The 16,035-nt window shown below is 62.9% G+C and carries 14 protein-coding genes; 9 read left to right on the forward strand and 5 right to left on the reverse strand.

Annotated features, from left to right (window positions below):
* The first annotated feature begins 124 nt into the window (after positions 1-124).
* The 4 genes from ACPQ6D_RS18535 to ACPQ6D_RS18550 all read left to right on the forward strand — a co-directional run bounded on the left by ACPQ6D_RS18535 (position 125) and on the right by ACPQ6D_RS18550 (position 4,049).
* Positions 125-832: a response regulator transcription factor gene (locus ACPQ6D_RS18535; protein WP_423225834.1), complete on the forward strand. Its 708-nt coding sequence runs from the start codon at positions 125-127 to the stop codon at positions 830-832.
* Positions 829-1,944 carry a sensor histidine kinase gene (locus ACPQ6D_RS18540; protein WP_423225835.1) on the forward strand — a complete coding sequence of 372 codons (1,116 nt, stop codon included), beginning with the start codon at positions 829-831 and terminating at the stop codon, positions 1,942-1,944. The genes ACPQ6D_RS18535 and ACPQ6D_RS18540 overlap by 4 nt, the downstream gene beginning before the upstream one ends.
* Positions 1,945-2,060: 116 nt before the next feature.
* Positions 2,061-3,215, forward strand: coding sequence for an ABC transporter permease (locus ACPQ6D_RS18545; protein WP_423225836.1), 1,155 nt, complete (start codon positions 2,061-2,063; stop codon positions 3,213-3,215).
* A gap of 18 nt (positions 3,216-3,233) precedes the next feature.
* On the forward strand, positions 3,234-4,049 hold the full coding sequence (locus ACPQ6D_RS18550; protein ID WP_423225837.1) for an ABC transporter ATP-binding protein: 816 nt from the start codon (positions 3,234-3,236) through the stop codon (positions 4,047-4,049).
* Positions 4,050-4,259: 210 nt separating this feature from the next.
* On the opposite strand, the gene ACPQ6D_RS18555 is transcribed toward ACPQ6D_RS18550, so the two are convergent.
* Together ACPQ6D_RS18555 and ACPQ6D_RS18560 are read right to left on the reverse strand one after the other, a co-directional pair.
* Positions 4,260-5,072: a mechanosensitive ion channel family protein gene (locus ACPQ6D_RS18555; protein WP_423225838.1), complete on the reverse strand. Its 813-nt coding sequence runs from the start codon at positions 5,070-5,072 to the stop codon at positions 4,260-4,262.
* A 3-nt stretch (positions 5,073-5,075) separates the two neighbouring features.
* Entirely contained in the window at positions 5,076-6,785 is a 1,710-nt protein-coding gene (locus tag ACPQ6D_RS18560; protein WP_423225839.1) for an amidase, read from the reverse strand.
* Positions 6,786-6,975: 190 nt separating this feature from the next.
* On the opposite strand from ACPQ6D_RS18560, the gene ACPQ6D_RS18565 reads away from it, so the two are divergent.
* On the forward strand, positions 6,976-7,683 hold the full coding sequence (locus ACPQ6D_RS18565; RefSeq protein ID WP_423225840.1) for a DUF1361 domain-containing protein: 708 nt from the start codon (positions 6,976-6,978) through the stop codon (positions 7,681-7,683).
* A gap of 94 nt (positions 7,684-7,777) precedes the next feature.
* Complete coding sequence (locus tag ACPQ6D_RS18570) at positions 7,778-8,986, forward strand: ATP-binding protein (protein ID WP_423225841.1); 1,209 nt, start codon at positions 7,778-7,780, stop codon at positions 8,984-8,986.
* Between the two features lie 67 nt (positions 8,987-9,053).
* On the opposite strand, the gene ACPQ6D_RS18575 is transcribed toward ACPQ6D_RS18570, so the two are convergent.
* The 3 genes from ACPQ6D_RS18575 to ACPQ6D_RS18585 form a co-directional block, all read right to left on the reverse strand.
* The gene (locus ACPQ6D_RS18575) at positions 9,054-11,270 is read right to left on the reverse strand and encodes a helicase-associated domain-containing protein (protein ID WP_423225842.1); all 2,217 of its coding nucleotides are present in this window, start codon (positions 11,268-11,270) and stop codon (positions 9,054-9,056) included.
* Positions 11,267-11,482 (reverse strand): hypothetical protein, encoded by a 216-nt coding sequence (locus ACPQ6D_RS18580; protein ID WP_423225843.1) that lies wholly within the window; start codon positions 11,480-11,482, stop codon positions 11,267-11,269. The genes ACPQ6D_RS18575 and ACPQ6D_RS18580 overlap by 4 nt, the downstream gene beginning before the upstream one ends.
* Positions 11,483-12,059: 577 nt before the next feature.
* Positions 12,060-13,226: a CRISPR-associated protein Csx3 gene (locus ACPQ6D_RS18585; protein WP_423225844.1), complete on the reverse strand. Its 1,167-nt coding sequence runs from the start codon at positions 13,224-13,226 to the stop codon at positions 12,060-12,062.
* A gap of 16 nt (positions 13,227-13,242) precedes the next feature.
* On the opposite strand from ACPQ6D_RS18585, the gene ACPQ6D_RS18590 reads away from it, so the two are divergent.
* From ACPQ6D_RS18590 to ACPQ6D_RS18600, 3 genes are all read left to right on the forward strand, one after another.
* A complete protein-coding gene (locus ACPQ6D_RS18590; protein ID WP_423225845.1) occupies positions 13,243-14,163 on the forward strand; it encodes a CRISPR-associated ring nuclease in 921 nt (306 codons plus the stop codon).
* A 152-nt stretch (positions 14,164-14,315) separates the two neighbouring features.
* Positions 14,316-14,726: a hypothetical protein gene (locus ACPQ6D_RS18595; RefSeq protein WP_423225846.1), complete on the forward strand. Its 411-nt coding sequence runs from the start codon at positions 14,316-14,318 to the stop codon at positions 14,724-14,726.
* A 16-nt stretch (positions 14,727-14,742) separates the two neighbouring features.
* Positions 14,743-16,035 carry a PDDEXK family nuclease gene (locus tag ACPQ6D_RS18600; RefSeq protein ID WP_423225847.1) on the forward strand — a complete coding sequence of 431 codons (1,293 nt, stop codon included), beginning with the start codon at positions 14,743-14,745 and terminating at the stop codon, positions 16,033-16,035.

Raw genomic sequence — 16,035 nt, forward strand, 5'->3', positions numbered from 1 at the left:
GCCTGGGCCAGCGGCCGAATTCCCCGCGTCTGGCTTAAGGTCTTCTTGACATTGTCTTGAGATTTCTGTGCTATCATGATGCCTGGCGCAGCGGATGCGCCAAGTCACCGGGGAGAATCAGCCTATGCCGTCACGAATCCTGGTTGTTGACGACGACAAGTCCATTTTGAAGGTGCTGCGCGCCTATCTGGAGCAGTCCGGTTACCATGTGCTGACCGCAGGCGACGGCGAGACGGCCCTGCACATGCTGCGCCATGAGCGTCCAGACCTCGTTGTGTTGGACCTGATGATGCCCAACCGCGACGGTTGGGAGGTTACGCGTATCGTGCGCGCCGACCGCATCCTGGCCGCGACGCCGATTATCATGTTGACCGCGCGCGTCGAGGACACCGACAAGATCGTCGGGTTGGAACTCGGCGCCGACGATTACATCACAAAACCGTTCAACGCGCGTGAGGTGGTGGCGCGGGTCAACGCGCTCCTGCGGCGCACCAGGCTGGATCAGCTGCCCAGCGCCGCGCCGCACGTGCTGGTCAGCGGGAGTCTGCGTCTCGATCTCGATCAACATACCCTGGCGATTGATGGCCGGCCGGTCGAACTGACGCGCACGGAGTTCAATCTACTCACCTTGTTCATGGAGAATCCAGGGTATACGCTGACTCGTGACGATCTCCTGGAGAAAGCGCTGGGCTACGCCAGCGAGGGGATGGGCCGCGCGCTCGACACGCACATCCGCAATCTGCGCCGCAAGATCGAATCCGACCCAGACAACCCGGCAACCATCCAGACGGTCTACGGCGTGGGCTATCGAATGGCCGGAGGCGTACCATGAACCGGTTATGGATCCAGCTTAGTCTGATGATCGGCGGGGTGTTGTTTTTCGTTTTCTTCATGCAGTTTCTTGCCATCACGTTCGAGAGGTCGCCGCAGAATGTGCCGGCAGGCGCCAATGCGACCGGCCTACAAGCGCCTGGCGTGGATGAGGAACCGGACCAGGCCGAGATTACACGCCGCTTGATCAACTTCATGGTGTTGTCGCTCGTCGTGGGGTTGGCGGCCGGCGTGGTGATCGGTCGCGTCGTCAGCGCGCCGATGACCGACCTGGCGCGGGCCGCCCAGCACATCGGGGCGGGCAACCTGGACACACGTGTACAGGCCCGCGGCAGCCGAGAGATGGTGCAGCTTGCTGACACCTTCAACAAGATGGCGGCCGATCTGCAGCACGCCGAGACCCTGCGCAGCAACCTGATGGCGGACGTCTCGCACGAGCTGCGCACGCCCTTGACCGTGTTAGAGGGCAACCTGCGCGCGGCGCTGGATCATGTCTATGCGCTGGACGAGGCCGAAATTGCTAACCTCTACGGACAGACGCGTCATCTCATGCGGCTGGTCAACGATCTGCGTGATCTCTCATTGGCCGAAACCCATCAGCTTCCGCTGGAAAGACAACCCACGGAGCTCAATGCGCTGGTGATCGAGACCATGCAGGCCCTGGAGCCGCTCGCCGTTGAAAAAGGCGTACAGTTAGCAGACCAAACAGCGAGACTGTCGCCTGTCATGGTGGATCCAATTCGGATGCGGCAGGTGCTCTTCAACCTGCTCTTCAACGCGCTCCGGCACACCCCCACGGGCGGCAAGATCACCGTCGGCGCAGCCGAGCGGGGCGGCAAAGTCCGCTTGGTGGTGCAGGACAGCGGCGAAGGGTTGGAGCCGGAGCAGCTGGCGGCCGTTTTCGACCGCTTTTACCGGGCCGATCGGTCGCGCAGTCGTGAGAGCGGCGGCACCGGACTGGGGCTGGCGATTGTCAAAGCGATTGTGGAAGCCCACGGCGGGCGCATCGAAGTTCACAGCGACGGCAAGGGCCGCGGCTGTCAGTTTGCGATCGAGCTGTCCGCATCCTCGGCGGCAAGTCCTCCTGCCGCGGCGGTGTCCGCGACGAGCTGACCGCCGCCATAATCCACATCAGTCAGAATTGGCGCCGGATCAGTGTGGCGTTTTGCCGCGCCAGGCCGTCAAAAGTCCTGTTCAAAGCAACTAGATTGCACGGGGAGATGAATCGGATGGGCGCTTATCTGGCCTACAAGGAAATGGTACGCAATCGGGGGCGATTCCTGCTGTTCAGCATGGTCATTGCGCTGATTACGGTGCTGGTGCTTTTCATCGCCGGCCTGGGCGAAGGCCTGGGTTCGGGCAACAAACAGTATATCGAAAAGCTCGACGCCGACTTGCTCGTCTACAAAGCCAAAGTAGACTTCTCGATCGGCACGAGCAAGCTTGAACGCTCCAAGCTCAATGCCATTCGCCGCGTCGAAGGGGTGGCGGACGTGGGGCCGATCAGCTTCTCTGCAGCATCGCTGGTTTTCCAGGACGGCCGCAAACCGCTCAACGTTTCCCTGATCGGCGTCGAGCCGGGGCTGCCCGGGGAGCCGCCCGCCTACCAGGGTCGGCAATTGGTCGGCCGGCGGGCCAACGAGGCGGTGATAGATCGGAATGCGGCGTTGCGCGCCAAAGTGACTGTCGGCGATACGATTCGCGTCCGCTCCATTCAAGGCGCCAAAGAAGAATACTACGATCTGCTCGTGGTTGGGGTGAGCGACGGACGTCAGTATTCGCTGCAGCCTTCGATCATCGTGCCTGTGCTCACCTTCGAGAAGATCAAACCGCAGGCCAATGCGGCAGCGCAAGCCGTGGACTTGATCTCCAACGTGGTGGCGGTGCGCTTGACCGATCCGGCGACACGCGCCGCCATGCAGCAGCGCATCGAGGCTGAGGTCAACGATGTTCAGGCAGCCGATCTCGTCACCGCGTATGAGAACACGCCGGGCTATTCGGCGCAGCAGGGCACATTGAACACACAGCGCGGCTTTGTGCTGTTGATCGGTGTGCTGGTCATTGGCGGCTTTTTCCAGATTCAGACGCTGCAGAAGGTCGCGCAGATCGGGATGCTCAAGGCGATCGGCACACCAAACCGCACCGTGGCCGCGGCGTCTGTCATTCAGATCATCCTGGTGACGACCATTGGCGTCGCCATCGGCAGCGCGGTGACGATTGGGCTTTCCTTGGCCTTTCCCCCCACGGTTCCCATCGCATTTACTGGCCCTAACGTTATCGTGGGCGTGGTGTCGCTGCTGGTCATTGGTCCGGTGGGCGGCCTGGTTTCGATTCGGCAGGCGCTGCGGGTGGAACCGCTGAACGCGCTAGGCCTGGCATCCTGACGAAAGGCAAAGAGAATCATGCGTGTTGTACTTGAAACACAAGCGGTAACAAAAACCTATCAGGGCGGCAGCGGCCTCATCAACGCCGTGGATGCCGTTGCGTTGAGCGTCCATGAAGGGGAATTTGTGGCCCTGGTTGGCCCCAGCGGTTCAGGCAAAACGACGATGCTGGCGATGCTGGCCGCGCTGCTCAAACCGACGGCCGGCGCGATCCTGATTGACGGGCAAGACCTGAGCACGATGAGCGAAGCGCAGCGCACCGCCTTTCGTCGCGAGAAGATCGGCTTTACTTTTCAAGCCAACAACCTGGTGCCCTTTCTCACCGCGCTGGAGAATGTGGAACTGATGCTGCGTCTCAACGGTAAGCTAGACAAAGCCAGCCAGGCGCGGGCGCGTGACTTGTTGGCGCGCCTGGGCCTGGGAGATCGTCTGCACAACCTGCCGCGACAGCTTTCGGGCGGTCAGCAGCAGCGCGTGGCGATTGCCCGCGCGCTCATTCATAACCCGCAGGTGGTGTTGGCCGATGAGCCGACCGCTTCGCTGGACACCGAGCGCGCGTTTCAGGCTGTGGAAACCTTTGCCGCGCTGATTCACGAACAGCGCCGCGCCGGCATCATGGTCACGCACGACCTGCGTATGGTGCCTTACGCTGATACCGTGATTCAGATGTTGGATGGCAAGGTGTCAAGCGTCTTGACCAGCCGGGCTGACATTGCCGCCTTGGCTGGGACTGGCCGCGGCGACCGGCCGCCGACGCGCGACATCACCAGCGAAGCGCGCCCGGTGAACCCCCTGCGCACGCCGGAACTGGCTGCGGCCCTCAACGTGGTCTGACTTTCATCCGGGGCGTCGGGAGTCCTCAACCTGTTGAGGACTTTTCATGATGGCTCACACCAAGACACAAAGCCACCAAGGAGTCAAGAGCTTCTTGGTGGCTTTGTGTGAGGGCAGACTTGAAAGTAACCCTGTAACGCAATCCGCCGGATTGCAGCGCCACAGAGGCAAGCCGGCGGATTGCGTTACATTTTGTATTCCCGTCGGCAGCTACTCTGCCAGTTCAATGCCGGCCGTTTGCAGGCGAGCTTGCAGCAGCTTGGCGATCTCCAGTTTTGCGGTGGCGGCATGGGCAAAGGTGGCCTTGGCGATGACGGTCAATGGCGTCTTGTGACCCAGGTTTTCGGCCGCGGCCAACACCTGCCAAGGCTCGATCAAATCGGGCAAAAGCGTAACGGCCTCCTGCCCCAGGGCCTCCAGCAGCGCCAGGGTGCGCGCCAGATCGGTGGATGACACCATGAAAGCCAATTTGACGCTGGAGAACGCGGCGCGGCTGAAGTTGCGAATGACCCGAATCTCTCCATTGGGCACCGTGAATAACTCGCCGGTCTGCGCGCGCACCAGGGTGTCCAGCACATTGACGCGCTCGATGACCCCTTGAATGCGATCCATCCCCACGACCATTTCGATCTTTTCGCCAATGGCGAAGGTGTTGCGGAAGATGAAGCCGCCGCCGGCCAGCAGATCGTTGACAAACGCACGCGCGCCCAGGCCAAACGCGGCGCTGAAGAGGCCGATCATCCAGATCAGGGTGTCGGAGCGAATGAAGAGCGCCAGGGTGGCAACGATGGCCACGACGAAGGCAGCAAATTTGATGCCGCTGGCAATCAGCCCCTGCAAGGTCTGACGTCGCTCAGGCGACGATCGCTGGCGTCGCGGCGCCAGGTAAGTGACCCACGCCACAACCCGCGCCAGGTGGTGCGACAGCGCCGCCGCCAGCAGCGCCAGCAAGAAGTAGAGAATAATCCACATCACCGCCGTGGCCAGCGGCTGCGCGATGATCAAAGAAGTTGGAAGCGACATCGTTCAAACACGCTGAAGACCTGATGCGCGGCTGTTGGAAGCCAACAACGGGTGGTAGCGCGCCGGGCGCCGGCGCGGCGTACGCTGTTCGGCCACGTAAGCCACCCGCAGCAGCGTCGCCTCAGCCCAATGCCGCCCGATGGCCTGCATTCCAATCGGCATCCCTGCGCCATCGTACCCCACGGGAAAACTGACCGCAGGCAGACCGGTCAAGTTGCCGGGGAAGATGAAACGCATCACCTCGGTGTCTGCGCTCAGGTCTGACCAGGCGCCGCGGCCAGCGCCCGCGGGGATGACCGGCGCCGTGATGGCGGTGGCGGGAGTCAGAATGACATCCACGTGCTGGAAAATATCATGGAAGATCGCCAGGGCGCGCGTGCGCATACGCTGCGCTTTGACGTAATCCGGCGCGCTGAACCCGTTCGCCAGGGCCAGTGTGGTTTGCACGGACGGCCCCAGGCGGCGTATGCCTTGGCCGTGATTGCGCATGCTGGCCGCCATTTCGCTCAGGATGATAATGATATGGGCCAGCCGCATCGCATCCAGTTCGGGCACGGCGATCTCGCGCACCTGCGCGCCCGCGCGTTCGAACTGCGCCAGCATCGCCTCATTGGCCGCGACCACGGCCGGCGCGGCATGGCGAAACCAGGGCTGATAGACGCCGATCGTCAGGCCGGCCAGATCGGACGCGTTCCAGTCATCCAAACTAACGGCCGGCTGCTGCTGCGAGTTCGGGTCGCGTGGATCGGGGCCGGCGATCAAGCCATAGGCCAGCGCCACATCCTCCACGGTAGCGCCCAGCGGGCCGACGTGGGCCACGCTCCAGCAGAGAGGCGCCGCGCCGGCCTCACTGACGCGGCCGAACGTCGGTTTCAGGCCCACCAGGCCGCACAGGCTGGCCGGGATACGGATCGAACCGCCGCCATCCGCGCCGATAGCGATGGGGCACAGGCCGGCGGCGACGGCTACCGCCGGCCCGCTGGAGCTGCCGCCAGGGTCACGCGCCGTGTCATACGGATTACGCGCCGCGCCATAATGGGCATTGGCGCCGTTGGGGTTGATGCCAATTTCGTGCATGTTGGCCTTGCCGATCAACAGCGCGCCGGCCGCGCGCAGGCGCGCGACGGCCGTGGCGTCGGCCACGGCTGGGCCTTGCGCCAGGAAGGTCGTGCCGACCGTCGTGGGATAAGGCGTCTGATCTAGCTCGTCTTTGATCGCCACGGGCACGCCGTCGAGCAGGCTGAGGGGCTGGCCGGCCGCGAAGCGCGCGGTGGAAGCACGCGCCTGGGCCAGGATGTCGGCCGCGTCGCTGGCAATGAAGGCGCGCAGCGGCGGATCGCCGGCCTCGCTGGCCTTGATCGCATCCACCACGCGTTGGGCCACGGCGTCGGGCGTGGTAAGCCCCTGCCGATAGGCGTGCGCAAAATCGCGCGCGGTCGTGAAGACCGCGCCGGCCGTGTAAGGGCCAAGTGCTTCCTCCACGGCCGCGGGCGCCAGGGGTTCTGCTGCCGGCGCCGCCGCGGGGGTCAGCGGATAGAACGTGGGCGGTTCCTCCAGGCGCAGGGCGCGGAAACGGTCAAAGCCGCCCTGCTTGAGCAAGTTAGGCATCAGCGCGGCCCTGGAGACCGGGTTCGCCAGCGCGCCAGCAAACGCGGTCAGTGACCGGCCGGCCAGTTTGGGCAGATTGAGAGCATGGAGATCGTAGTCACTCATCGCGGCCAACTCCTGGGATGCAGAATCAGGTACCTGAGGGAGGCACTGATAGTATAGCATACTGGCACACTGAACTCGGAATTCTGAACACTGAATTCGAGCCTACTGGCTCATCGGGGCGGGGGAATAATGCCCGGCGGTTGAACCATGAGTGGTCTGGCGGCGTCTATCCATGCAAAGGAGATGACTTGTGTCTTTTACGACTCGCATGTTGACGCGCTACCGCCCGCAGGCAGCCGTCGTGGCGTCTTTGGCGTTTGCTACGGCCGTTTGCCTGGCGCAGTTGGCGGTGCGCGCGGTTTACGCGCGCAGCGCTGTCCATTTTGGCCTGGTCTGGAACCTGTTCCTGGCCTGGCTGCCGATGCTGGGCGCGCTGGCTGCCTACAACCTGGGTCAGCGCGGCCGCTGGCGCGATTGGCTGCTGGTGCTGCCCTGCCTGGTCTTCTGGCTGCTCTTCTTCCCCAACGCGCCCTATATTCTAACCGACATCCTGCATCTGCAGCCGCAGGGCAACGTCCCGCTCTGGTACGACTTGATCCTGCTCATCACCTTTGCCTGGACCGGCGCGTTCCTGGGGCTGATCTCGCTTTACCTGATGCAGTCGCTCGTGCGGCGTTCGGCCGGCGCGGGGATCGGTTGGATCTTCTCGCTGGCGGCGCTGGCCTTGAGCGGTTTTGGCGTCTACCTGGGACGCTTTCCGCGCTGGAACAGTTGGGATGTGGTGGCCAACCCGGCCGGCCTGCTGCTCGACATCGCGCACCGCGTGCGCCATCCGGTGGCAAACGCCTCCACCTTTGTCTTTTCCGCGCTCTTTGCCCTGTGCCTGGCCGCCATGTACTTCATGCTGGTGGCGATCATCGAATTCAGGCAGGAGGAGGCCGCGCCGCGGGCCGACTGACGAAAAATCATTCTCTTTGGCCTGCCATATCGCCTGTGTTATAATGAGGATACTCCCTCGCTTGACGTTGGGGACATACCCTCAGGAGCGTGTCATGGACGTAGAAACGATCGCCGCCTGGCTGGCAGCTGGTGAGGACAGCCACACTGAATTTAAGGAGAAGTACAGCTCACGGGTCATCGAGAGCCTGGTTGCTTTTGCCAACACGGCCGGCGGACGCGTGCTGATTGGCGTGAACGATCGTGGGCAGGTGGTGGGCCTGTCAGATGCTGCCAGGGCGGTGGAAAGTGTATTGAGCGCCTGTCGCGAAGCGGTTAGCGCACCACTGACGCCCGTTGTGAAGGTCGTGCAATTACCGACTGGGACTATTGTAGTCGCCCAGGTGAAGGCCACGGGGCGGATGCACGCCAAGAGCCGGTCTGTGTTCGTGCGCCACGGGCGGCAGACGCGGCGGGGATCGAGCGAAGAGATCAGGTTGCTCACCTTGCGTGAGACGCCAGAAGCCTACGAGACGTCACCATGTCCCGGCGCCGCGTGGCGTGATTTGGATGAGGTTGCGCTGCGCAAGTATTTTTCGGCGCGCGCGCCGGGTGCGCTGGAACAGCCCGGTTTGACCCTGACAACTATAGCGATCGGCCAGAAATTCGCTGTGCGACACGGAGATGGGGCGACGCCAACGGTGGCCGGGTGCGTGCTGTTTGCGGGGCACCCAGAATGGCAACAACCGACCTGGCGTGTAACGGCTTTGCGCTTCAGCGGAATTCAGATCACCGACCCGATTGTGGACCGCCTTGACAGCGAAGGCCCGGCCTTGCGCGCCATCGAGCAGGCGGAGTCATTCTTGCGACGAAACTTGCGTGTGGCGCGTCTACTCGTGGACCGCGGCACCCATTTCGAAGAGCAGGATGTGCCGGAGTATCCCTTGGCGGCCGCGCATGAAGCCGTGGCTAACGCGGTCGCGCACCGCGATTACGCCTCCCCATCCCAGGTATTTGTGCGGCTGTACGATGACCGCTTGGAGATTCAGAATCCCGGCGGTCTGCTGGCCGGCGTGACCCTGGAACAAGTGCTGGCCGGCGGCGAGTCCCGCCGACGAAACCCAGTCATTGCCGAAGTGCTGCGCCAGATGGGCAAGATGACTACGGTGGGCCGTGGGCTGGCGCTTATTCGCCAGGAAATGGCGCGTCTCGGCTCTCAGCCGCTAGAGTTCGCCAGCGAACCGCAGCACTTTCGGGTCACGCTTCCGTCGCGGCATGTCAGGCTGCGTTCGCCGGCCGGTCAAACGACGCAGCCGATGACGTAGAGCGCGTGGCGCCCATTCTCAACGAAATCCGAGAGCAAGCCCTGACCCCGTAACCGCCGCCGCTGTCCTATGACCCGTCGTACCGCCGCCGCGTGACGGTTAGTTCGGGTGAAATCTCCAGTCCTAACCAGTCTAGCTGTTGGCGCAGGGCATCCAACTGCGCTCGATCCACCGCCACCAGGTTGGGCGCCAGCTCACCGCGCAGAAGGCTGTACAGCTTGGGACTGGAGACGATAGCCTCGAAGATGGCCGGCTGCCTGCACTGCAACACGACGATCTCGGTCAAGCTGACGGCGCTTGGCTCGCCGGCCCAGGCGCTCAGCGCCACATGGAGCAGCCGCGGCAAAGGGTAGAGCAAACGGTCGGTCAGCAGCTTGAGCAGTTCCGTCAACGCCAGCCCGGCCTTCACCCCGGCCGCCACGCTCGCGCGCGTCAACTGCCAGCGGCCCGCGCCCCGCGGCTCGGCCCAGCAGCCGAGCTGGGCATCGAGCAGCAGGTCAGGGGGAGGCGTCGTCACCGTCAACACGCCCTCTTCGTCTGCAACCAGGCACCTGGTCAACGCCGCGGCGTAGTTCACCCGCACACGGGCGCGCGTCTGAGCAGCCTGGGCCGCGTTCACGAGCAGGAACCGGTCGCCGACGACCACGCCCGGCAGGTTCGTCGTCGCGGCGTCACGCGCGGCCGCGTCCGCGTATTCCACCAGGTGCGCCCGGCGGTAGATCGTCACCTGGTCACGCAGGGCTGCCCAGGCGCGGATTTCGGCAACGACGTTCTGAGGCAGCGGCTGGCCAGCCCCGCTTTGCAGATCTGCCAACAACCGGTTCAACTCCGAGCCGCTTTCCAGGGCTGCGTAGATCGCTTGCCGCGTGAGCCGGTACTGGGCGACATGCTGCTGCGCCTGCAGCCGCTCTGCATGCCGTTCCAAGAATGCCAACTGCTGCGAGGTTGTCCGATCCAGGTAGACCAGGATCTCGAAATTGGGCTGCACCACCCAAGCCGCGCCATCTTCGGCCTTCGTGAGGATCGCGTAAGGCGTCTGACCAGGATGGAGAACCGCGCGCCCCAAATCGGTCAGGCGCAGCGCGTGAGGCGCTTTGTCCCGCAGGCCCAACTCGACCAATCCCAGGAAGTAGCACCACGTGGTCAGCGCACGGTCAATCCAGGGGCGTTCGCGACCTAGCCACGCTTTGCGTGCGCGCGTCTGCCAGGCTCTCAGCTGTTGTTGAGCCTCGGCGGGCGTTTTACCACGAGTATGGGGAGCGGGTGGCAAGTGGTCGAAAGAGAAGTGCTCGCCGATGCGCTCGAAGAGCGCGCGATCGAGGTCATCTACGGCAAAGAAGTTGACGCCCTGGTTCGGCAGCGCGCTCAGCGCCGCGGCAAGCGCCTGGCGCGCCTGGAGCAAGGGCGAAGTAGCATCATAGTCCGCCTCAAACCCACCCTCGTTCCATTCGCCGGCCTCTCGGAAGCCGTTAAAGAGCGGACGCACCTGTTCAGCATACGGCTGCGCCGCAAACTCGCTCACCGGCATGGCGAGCGTGAGATAGCCAGCGCGCGCGTTGAGCAAGCCCCCATAGCGCAGGGCGTGGATCAGCGCCGGGACCAGGTCTGGGAAAGGCAGACCGTCCACCAGGGTCATGTCTGCACTCCAGCCCATGGCCTTGGCGATACGCCGCACTTCGTTGACGCGGGGCAGGCCATTCTGCGTCAAGCCGATGCCGTCGTGGTTCTCGATCGCTTGCAGCAGACCGATCAGATTGAGCGCAATCGCGGGAGGGCGCCGAAACACCGTCGCCGCTGGGGGGGCGATTGGCTTCAGAACAAACGGCGCCACGGCGAGCGCGCCCGCGGCCGCCAGCAGCCGTTCGTCGCTAAAGATCTCAACCCGGCCATAGCCGGTCGCGTAGGTGGGGTTCTGGGGGTTGCTATTCAGCACCAAACCGCGTTTGATCAGATGTGAGATGACCTCGGCGTGATCGTCCCTACGGGCCGAACTCCTGCCCGGCAGTGGGGCGCCGCTGGCGCGCAAGGCCACACCGAACGCGCGGGCTTCCATGGCGCCGCCCGCGGCCTTGATGAGCGCCAGCGCATTCGCCTCCGCGGGCGTCAGCGTCGCCACGGCGGCTCGCACCTTAGCTGGATCGGCCAGGCTTTGCTGAATCAGGCTGATGCACTCGTTTTTGCGCGTCAGGCTGCTGCCGCCCCACAAGCGCGCCATGCTCTTCAGTTCGTTGGATTGGATTTGGGGCAGAAACGGATCGAACCGCAAGGAACCTATCGCCATCATTCCTCCACGACATGCGGCAGATGCCCGAGTTTGCGCAGGCGCGCGAGCAGCGCATCGAACCCGCCCGGCGCGATGATGGCCACACGATCCGACAGACGCACGAGGATCAACGTGCGCGCCTGCGGATCCGCGGCGATGACGTCGAGGAGCACGCCATCGGCGACTTCGATCAGCGGGATGTTTTCATGCAGAGTCGAGGCTATAGACATCATTGGGTTCCATGCTCAAACAAGCGATGCGCCGTGTGGGTGTTCACCGAATGGTGTTGCCCGATGCGCCCATGATAAACTCGGACGTTGCTTGCTGTCAATTTAGGGTCGCGCGCAGTGATTAGTGGTCTCTGTCGTCAAGAACCCAATGGGCGGCCACACAGGGCCGTCCTGGCGAAGTGTTAGCAGTTCCAAATGCGGCCTGGTTTTTGACCACAGAGATCACAAAGAACGCAAAGAAGATGCCAATTTGCGTCTGATCTGCCTTTTCTTTGTGTTCACCACCCCCGCATGTGGTCTTTGCGGTTGGATGTGTGCTACATTTGGAAATTCCTAGTCGAAGCGCAGTTCTCTTTGGATTGCCATCCCAAGTATGATATAATGACAGTACGCAGCGAACCTGGTCGTTGTGTCCGTCATTGGCCCGGGCCCGGTATGCCCCGTCTTGGCGTCGGTATGCCCGTTCCCACATGCTCACCGGGATTCCAGCATGCATCGAGCCGTGTTCCCAAACCGACGCTCGTCCATCTACAGCCGTCCGCGGCGCGCTTACGCGTGCTGCGGGCGGCTGTTTTGTTTTTCAGGCGTCGGCTACCGGGCAGGGGATGAGTTGCCCGACGGGGTACGCGGCGGCGCCAGTGCTGACGACAATAGCCTGTTGTTGCAGCATTGGCTGATAAACCGCCAGCCAGGGCGCGTCTGCATAGGTGAGCGCGAGACTGGCGGTCAGCCAGTTGGGGATTTTACCGCTGAGGATCACGCCCTTGGCGGGCGGCGCGAGCGGAACCGCCACTTCATCCAACTGGCTGTAGTCCATGTAATCGCGGGGAAGGCTGCAGGCCACATGCAGCCAGGCCGCGTCTTCGTCGCTGCGCACGGCCAGCGGCGCTTGCGGCCCGCGCGAACCAAAGCGCAGCGGCTGCGCCTGCGCCCAGCCCAAACGCACATCGAAGCTGTAGAACGCGGCCGGATGGGCCAGTCGCGCCAGCGCTGCGATCAACCAGTTGGGCGCACGGCCATAGATCGCCAGCGGCGTCGCGGCCGGCAGATAATCGAGCACCACCGGCAGATGTGCAGGCAGCCAGATCATCTTGGCGCCAGGCCGCGCCCAGCCCAGCGTCACCGCCAGGCGATCGAGGTCAACCGCCATTTCTACAGGCGCTGCGTCCAAGTGACGGCGGCGCAGGTCGTCCTGGTAGGGAGCAAAGAGCTGGCTCAGAACAGCCGTCAGCGCGTCAAGCGCCGGGTTGGCGACGGGCGCGTGGCGTTCGAGGCCAGCGATCACGCCGCTCAGGATAGGCGAGACGCTCCGCACCTGGCTCTCTCCTTCCTGGCGGGAGGTCAAATCCGCAAGCAAGGGCAAGGCATGATGATCCAGGCGCGCCTGCCATTCTGCGTGCGAAGCCTCGTCTTTGGTGAGCAGGATCGCATGGGTGCAGGCGTCGAAGATGCGCTCCTGATCGGCCGTGGGGCGACCGCCGACATCCACCAACAGGGGGAGGTGGCGGTTGCGGATGTCGCGGCAGATTGCGTCCACCCAGGCTGGCGTCCATTCGCCTTTGATGCGAATTGCGCGCACCTCGGGCGGCGGCGCCTCCTGGCTCCAGTCGCCTTCGCCGTCTGGGCAAGCTCGCAGCGCGTAGTGGGCCACATCGAGGTCGCGCAGCGCCTGGCTCAGGGTGTAGAGCAGAACCGATTTGCCGCTGTGCGGCGGGCCGCCAATCAAGACGGCGGGGAAGACCTGCATCGTTGGATCCTTTCTGATGGATGAGATTTTCAACCATTCCAGTACAACCGGCTTGATGTTAGCGACGCTCGGCGGGCAGCCCCAGGTGGTGACCTTTGCCCTGGATGCGCTGGCTGGCCGGGGCGAAACCATCCGCGACGTCGTCGTCATCCACCTGGACACGGGCAATCCGCGCACGCGCGCCTCGTTGGCCCGCCTGGCGACTGAGTTTGCCGGCGATCGCTACCAGGGCCAGGTGTGCCGGCTACGCCTGGCGCCGGTGCGCCTGCTGGACATCCGCGACGAGCAGGAGGCGGACGTCGCCTGGAACACCATGCACAGCCTGATCGGCGCCTTGAAAACTCAGGATCGGCCTTTGCACCTGTGCATTGCCGGCGGCCGGCGGATGCTGGCTCTGTTGGCCCTGTCTGCGGCTATGCTGCACTTTGGGCATGCCGACCGCCTGTGGCATTTATACACACCGGACGCGTTTCGTCAAGCTGCGGCTGGCGGCGCCATCATGCATGCCGCGCCGGCCGACGGCGTGCGCTTGATCCAGGCGCCGCTGGCGCCCCTGGGGGCGTATTTTCCGCCCATACGCGCTTTGGCGGCGACGCCAGCGGCGGCCATCCTGGCGAAGCAGACACAGTGGTTGGATGAGATCACGCGTAGCCGCGGTCGCGCGGTCATGGCCCAGTTGACCAGTCGGCAGCTCGACGTGCTGCGGGCCTTTGCCGGCGGCGCCAGTCCGCAGGAAGTCGCCGAGCAGCTGCACATCACCCTGGCCACGGTCAACACGCACAAGACCGCGATCCTGGCCGAATGCCGCGTGGCGTGGGACCTGCCGCCGGACGAATGGCTGGACTACCACTTCCTGCGCGACAAGTTCGCGCCGCTGTTCACGAGCGTACCACACCCGGGCGGGGATAGCGTCAGAGGAAATGATGAGAAAAGATGAGAGAATGTTGGAAGGAGAAAGGGGAATGGTGTGGTAGAATGGTGTAGTGGCTGTACCGTGGTGTACCGCGGCGAGGCCAGTCGGCTGGGCTGAAGCGATGCTAGGGGGTAGATGGATGGGCGGTGAAAGGCCCTCTCTGATCCTTCTCGGCTATGGGCGATGAACATCCCTCGACACCGCGACGACATCTCTGGCGAGAGCGTGTTGGTTGGGGATGGGGGAAACAGAACGAATACCATCTCACCCTGTTAGCGCCCGCGCTAGTATGCCAGCTACACATCCTAAACCAGGCGCAGGGCGTAGGCGAATGTCCCCAGGCCAAATATGGGCCACTGCTCGACCTGGCCGAAACTGTGCGGCTTGACCGCCACAAGACGACATGGCTGACAGGCAGGCAGAATGGCCAGCGCAACGACATGCCGCTGGAAGACTTGTCGTCCAGGCCTGGTACACCGCCCCCGCCGACCTGCACCGACTGGCCCATCCTGTGGTTGCGACCGTGGGTGCAAGTGGGCAAGGTGGCGGTGTGGGCGATGGGGCGGTATGAGGTGGAAGTGATCTGATCGCGATGGAGAAGCTATGACCCAAGACGTGACTGCATTCGACCGCTATCGTGTCGATGTCCTGTTCTTGCTTGTCGGCGGTAATCCACTACCGAACTACGTATCGGCGCAGTTGATGGCGAAGCCGAACGCCGATATTTTCCTATTGACGACGCCAGGCGTCGCGGGAGTCGCGCAACGCCTGGAGACGAAACTACAGCAGGTGATGAGCCAGGCTCGTATCCAACGTCACACAATTCCTGAAGTGGGCGGTTTTGAGATCGAAGACGAGCTGAGAAAGATACTTGATAAAGAGAAGAAGACCCTCGAAGGGCGAAGGATCGGCCTTAACTATACTGGCGGCACAAAGGACATGGCCGTTCACGTCTACGACCGGCTTCAGGATTTGTATGGGAATAAAAAGGCGGTCTTCAGCTATCTGGATGCACACAGTCTTCGCATGAGCATCTACGTGGAGGCGCAACCCACCCAGTGGCCGTCCACAGCATGGGCTATCACGCCATCGCTGCAGGACCTATGGCAGCTACATGGCCTGCTGCTTGATCCAGACCATCCTGAGCCACGCCACGAACCGCAAATCCATCTTAAGGACGTGGTCGCCAGCATTGCTGAGATCCATAGCACCTCGAACGGCTTTCGCCAATGGCGGCAGTGGCTGGCGATGCTCAAGAAGGAAGAAACCCTGCCCGATCCAGAGACCCATGATGAGTTGCTCCCCTTCATAAATCAGATCACGCAGGCGTGCGGTGTTGAGCATCCCACTCCCATGCAGGCAGCTGCGGTTTTGGGAAAGTCATCCCTTCGGCAATGCGACGATTTTCTGCGTGGCAAGTGGTTGGAAGAGTGGGCTTTGTGGTCGCTTCTACCAGTGTTACAGGCGAATGGTCTGGAGCAAGTAGCCATGAACCTGTTTCTCAAGCAGGAGCCCGAGCCAACACGCACCAAACCCGTGCCCCCACCTTTTGAGCTTGATGTGGCGACCGTAATGGGCTACCAACTGTTCTTGCTCTCATGTATCGCGACTGAGGGCATGGAGAACATGAAGGTGAACGACAGAGATGAGCCGAGAGCCGGTGATCGTGGCGAAGCTAAGCGGCATCTTTTTGAAGCCTATTCTCGAGCACGGCAAGTGGGCGGTGATGAAGCGCGGGTTGCGCTCGTATCATGTGTAGCAAATCCCGACACACTCAAGGCAGAAGTCGTGCATGAATGGGATGCCGAAGGTAAGATCGAGGTCTTTGGCAGGACACATCTACGCGACCTATCCACCTATCTCGCGAAATGGTTCAGAAGCGCTAACCAGCAGTAA

The sequence above is a fragment of the Candidatus Amarolinea aalborgensis genome, assembly GCF_900491745.1.
Classification (GTDB): domain Bacteria; phylum Chloroflexota; class Anaerolineae; order SSC4; family Amarolineaceae; genus Amarolinea; species Amarolinea aalborgensis.

Excerpts from the sequence above, each read along its gene's own strand:
- ACPQ6D_RS18535 (WP_423225834.1), top strand. The coding sequence starts at position 125 with ATGCCGTCACGAATCCTGGTTGTTGACGACGACAAGTCCATTTTGAAG.
- ACPQ6D_RS18540 (WP_423225835.1), top strand. The coding sequence starts at position 829 with ATGAACCGGTTATGGATCCAGCTTAGTCTGATGATCGGCGGGGTGTTG.
- ACPQ6D_RS18545 (WP_423225836.1), top strand. The coding sequence starts at position 2,061 with ATGGGCGCTTATCTGGCCTACAAGGAAATGGTACGCAATCGGGGGCGA.
- ACPQ6D_RS18550 (WP_423225837.1), top strand. The coding sequence starts at position 3,234 with ATGCGTGTTGTACTTGAAACACAAGCGGTAACAAAAACCTATCAGGGC.
- ACPQ6D_RS18555 (WP_423225838.1), bottom strand. The coding sequence starts at position 5,072 with ATGTCGCTTCCAACTTCTTTGATCATCGCGCAGCCGCTGGCCACGGCG.
- ACPQ6D_RS18560 (WP_423225839.1), bottom strand. The coding sequence starts at position 6,785 with ATGAGTGACTACGATCTCCATGCTCTCAATCTGCCCAAACTGGCCGGC.
- ACPQ6D_RS18570 (WP_423225841.1), top strand. The coding sequence starts at position 7,778 with ATGGACGTAGAAACGATCGCCGCCTGGCTGGCAGCTGGTGAGGACAGC.
- ACPQ6D_RS18575 (WP_423225842.1), bottom strand. The coding sequence starts at position 11,270 with ATGATGGCGATAGGTTCCTTGCGGTTCGATCCGTTTCTGCCCCAAATC.
- ACPQ6D_RS18580 (WP_423225843.1), bottom strand. The coding sequence starts at position 11,482 with ATGATGTCTATAGCCTCGACTCTGCATGAAAACATCCCGCTGATCGAA.
- ACPQ6D_RS18585 (WP_423225844.1), bottom strand. The coding sequence starts at position 13,226 with ATGCAGGTCTTCCCCGCCGTCTTGATTGGCGGCCCGCCGCACAGCGGC.
- ACPQ6D_RS18590 (WP_423225845.1), top strand. The coding sequence starts at position 13,243 with ATGGATGAGATTTTCAACCATTCCAGTACAACCGGCTTGATGTTAGCG.
- ACPQ6D_RS18595 (WP_423225846.1), top strand. The coding sequence starts at position 14,316 with ATGGGCGATGAACATCCCTCGACACCGCGACGACATCTCTGGCGAGAG.
- ACPQ6D_RS18600 (WP_423225847.1), top strand. The coding sequence starts at position 14,743 with ATGACCCAAGACGTGACTGCATTCGACCGCTATCGTGTCGATGTCCTG.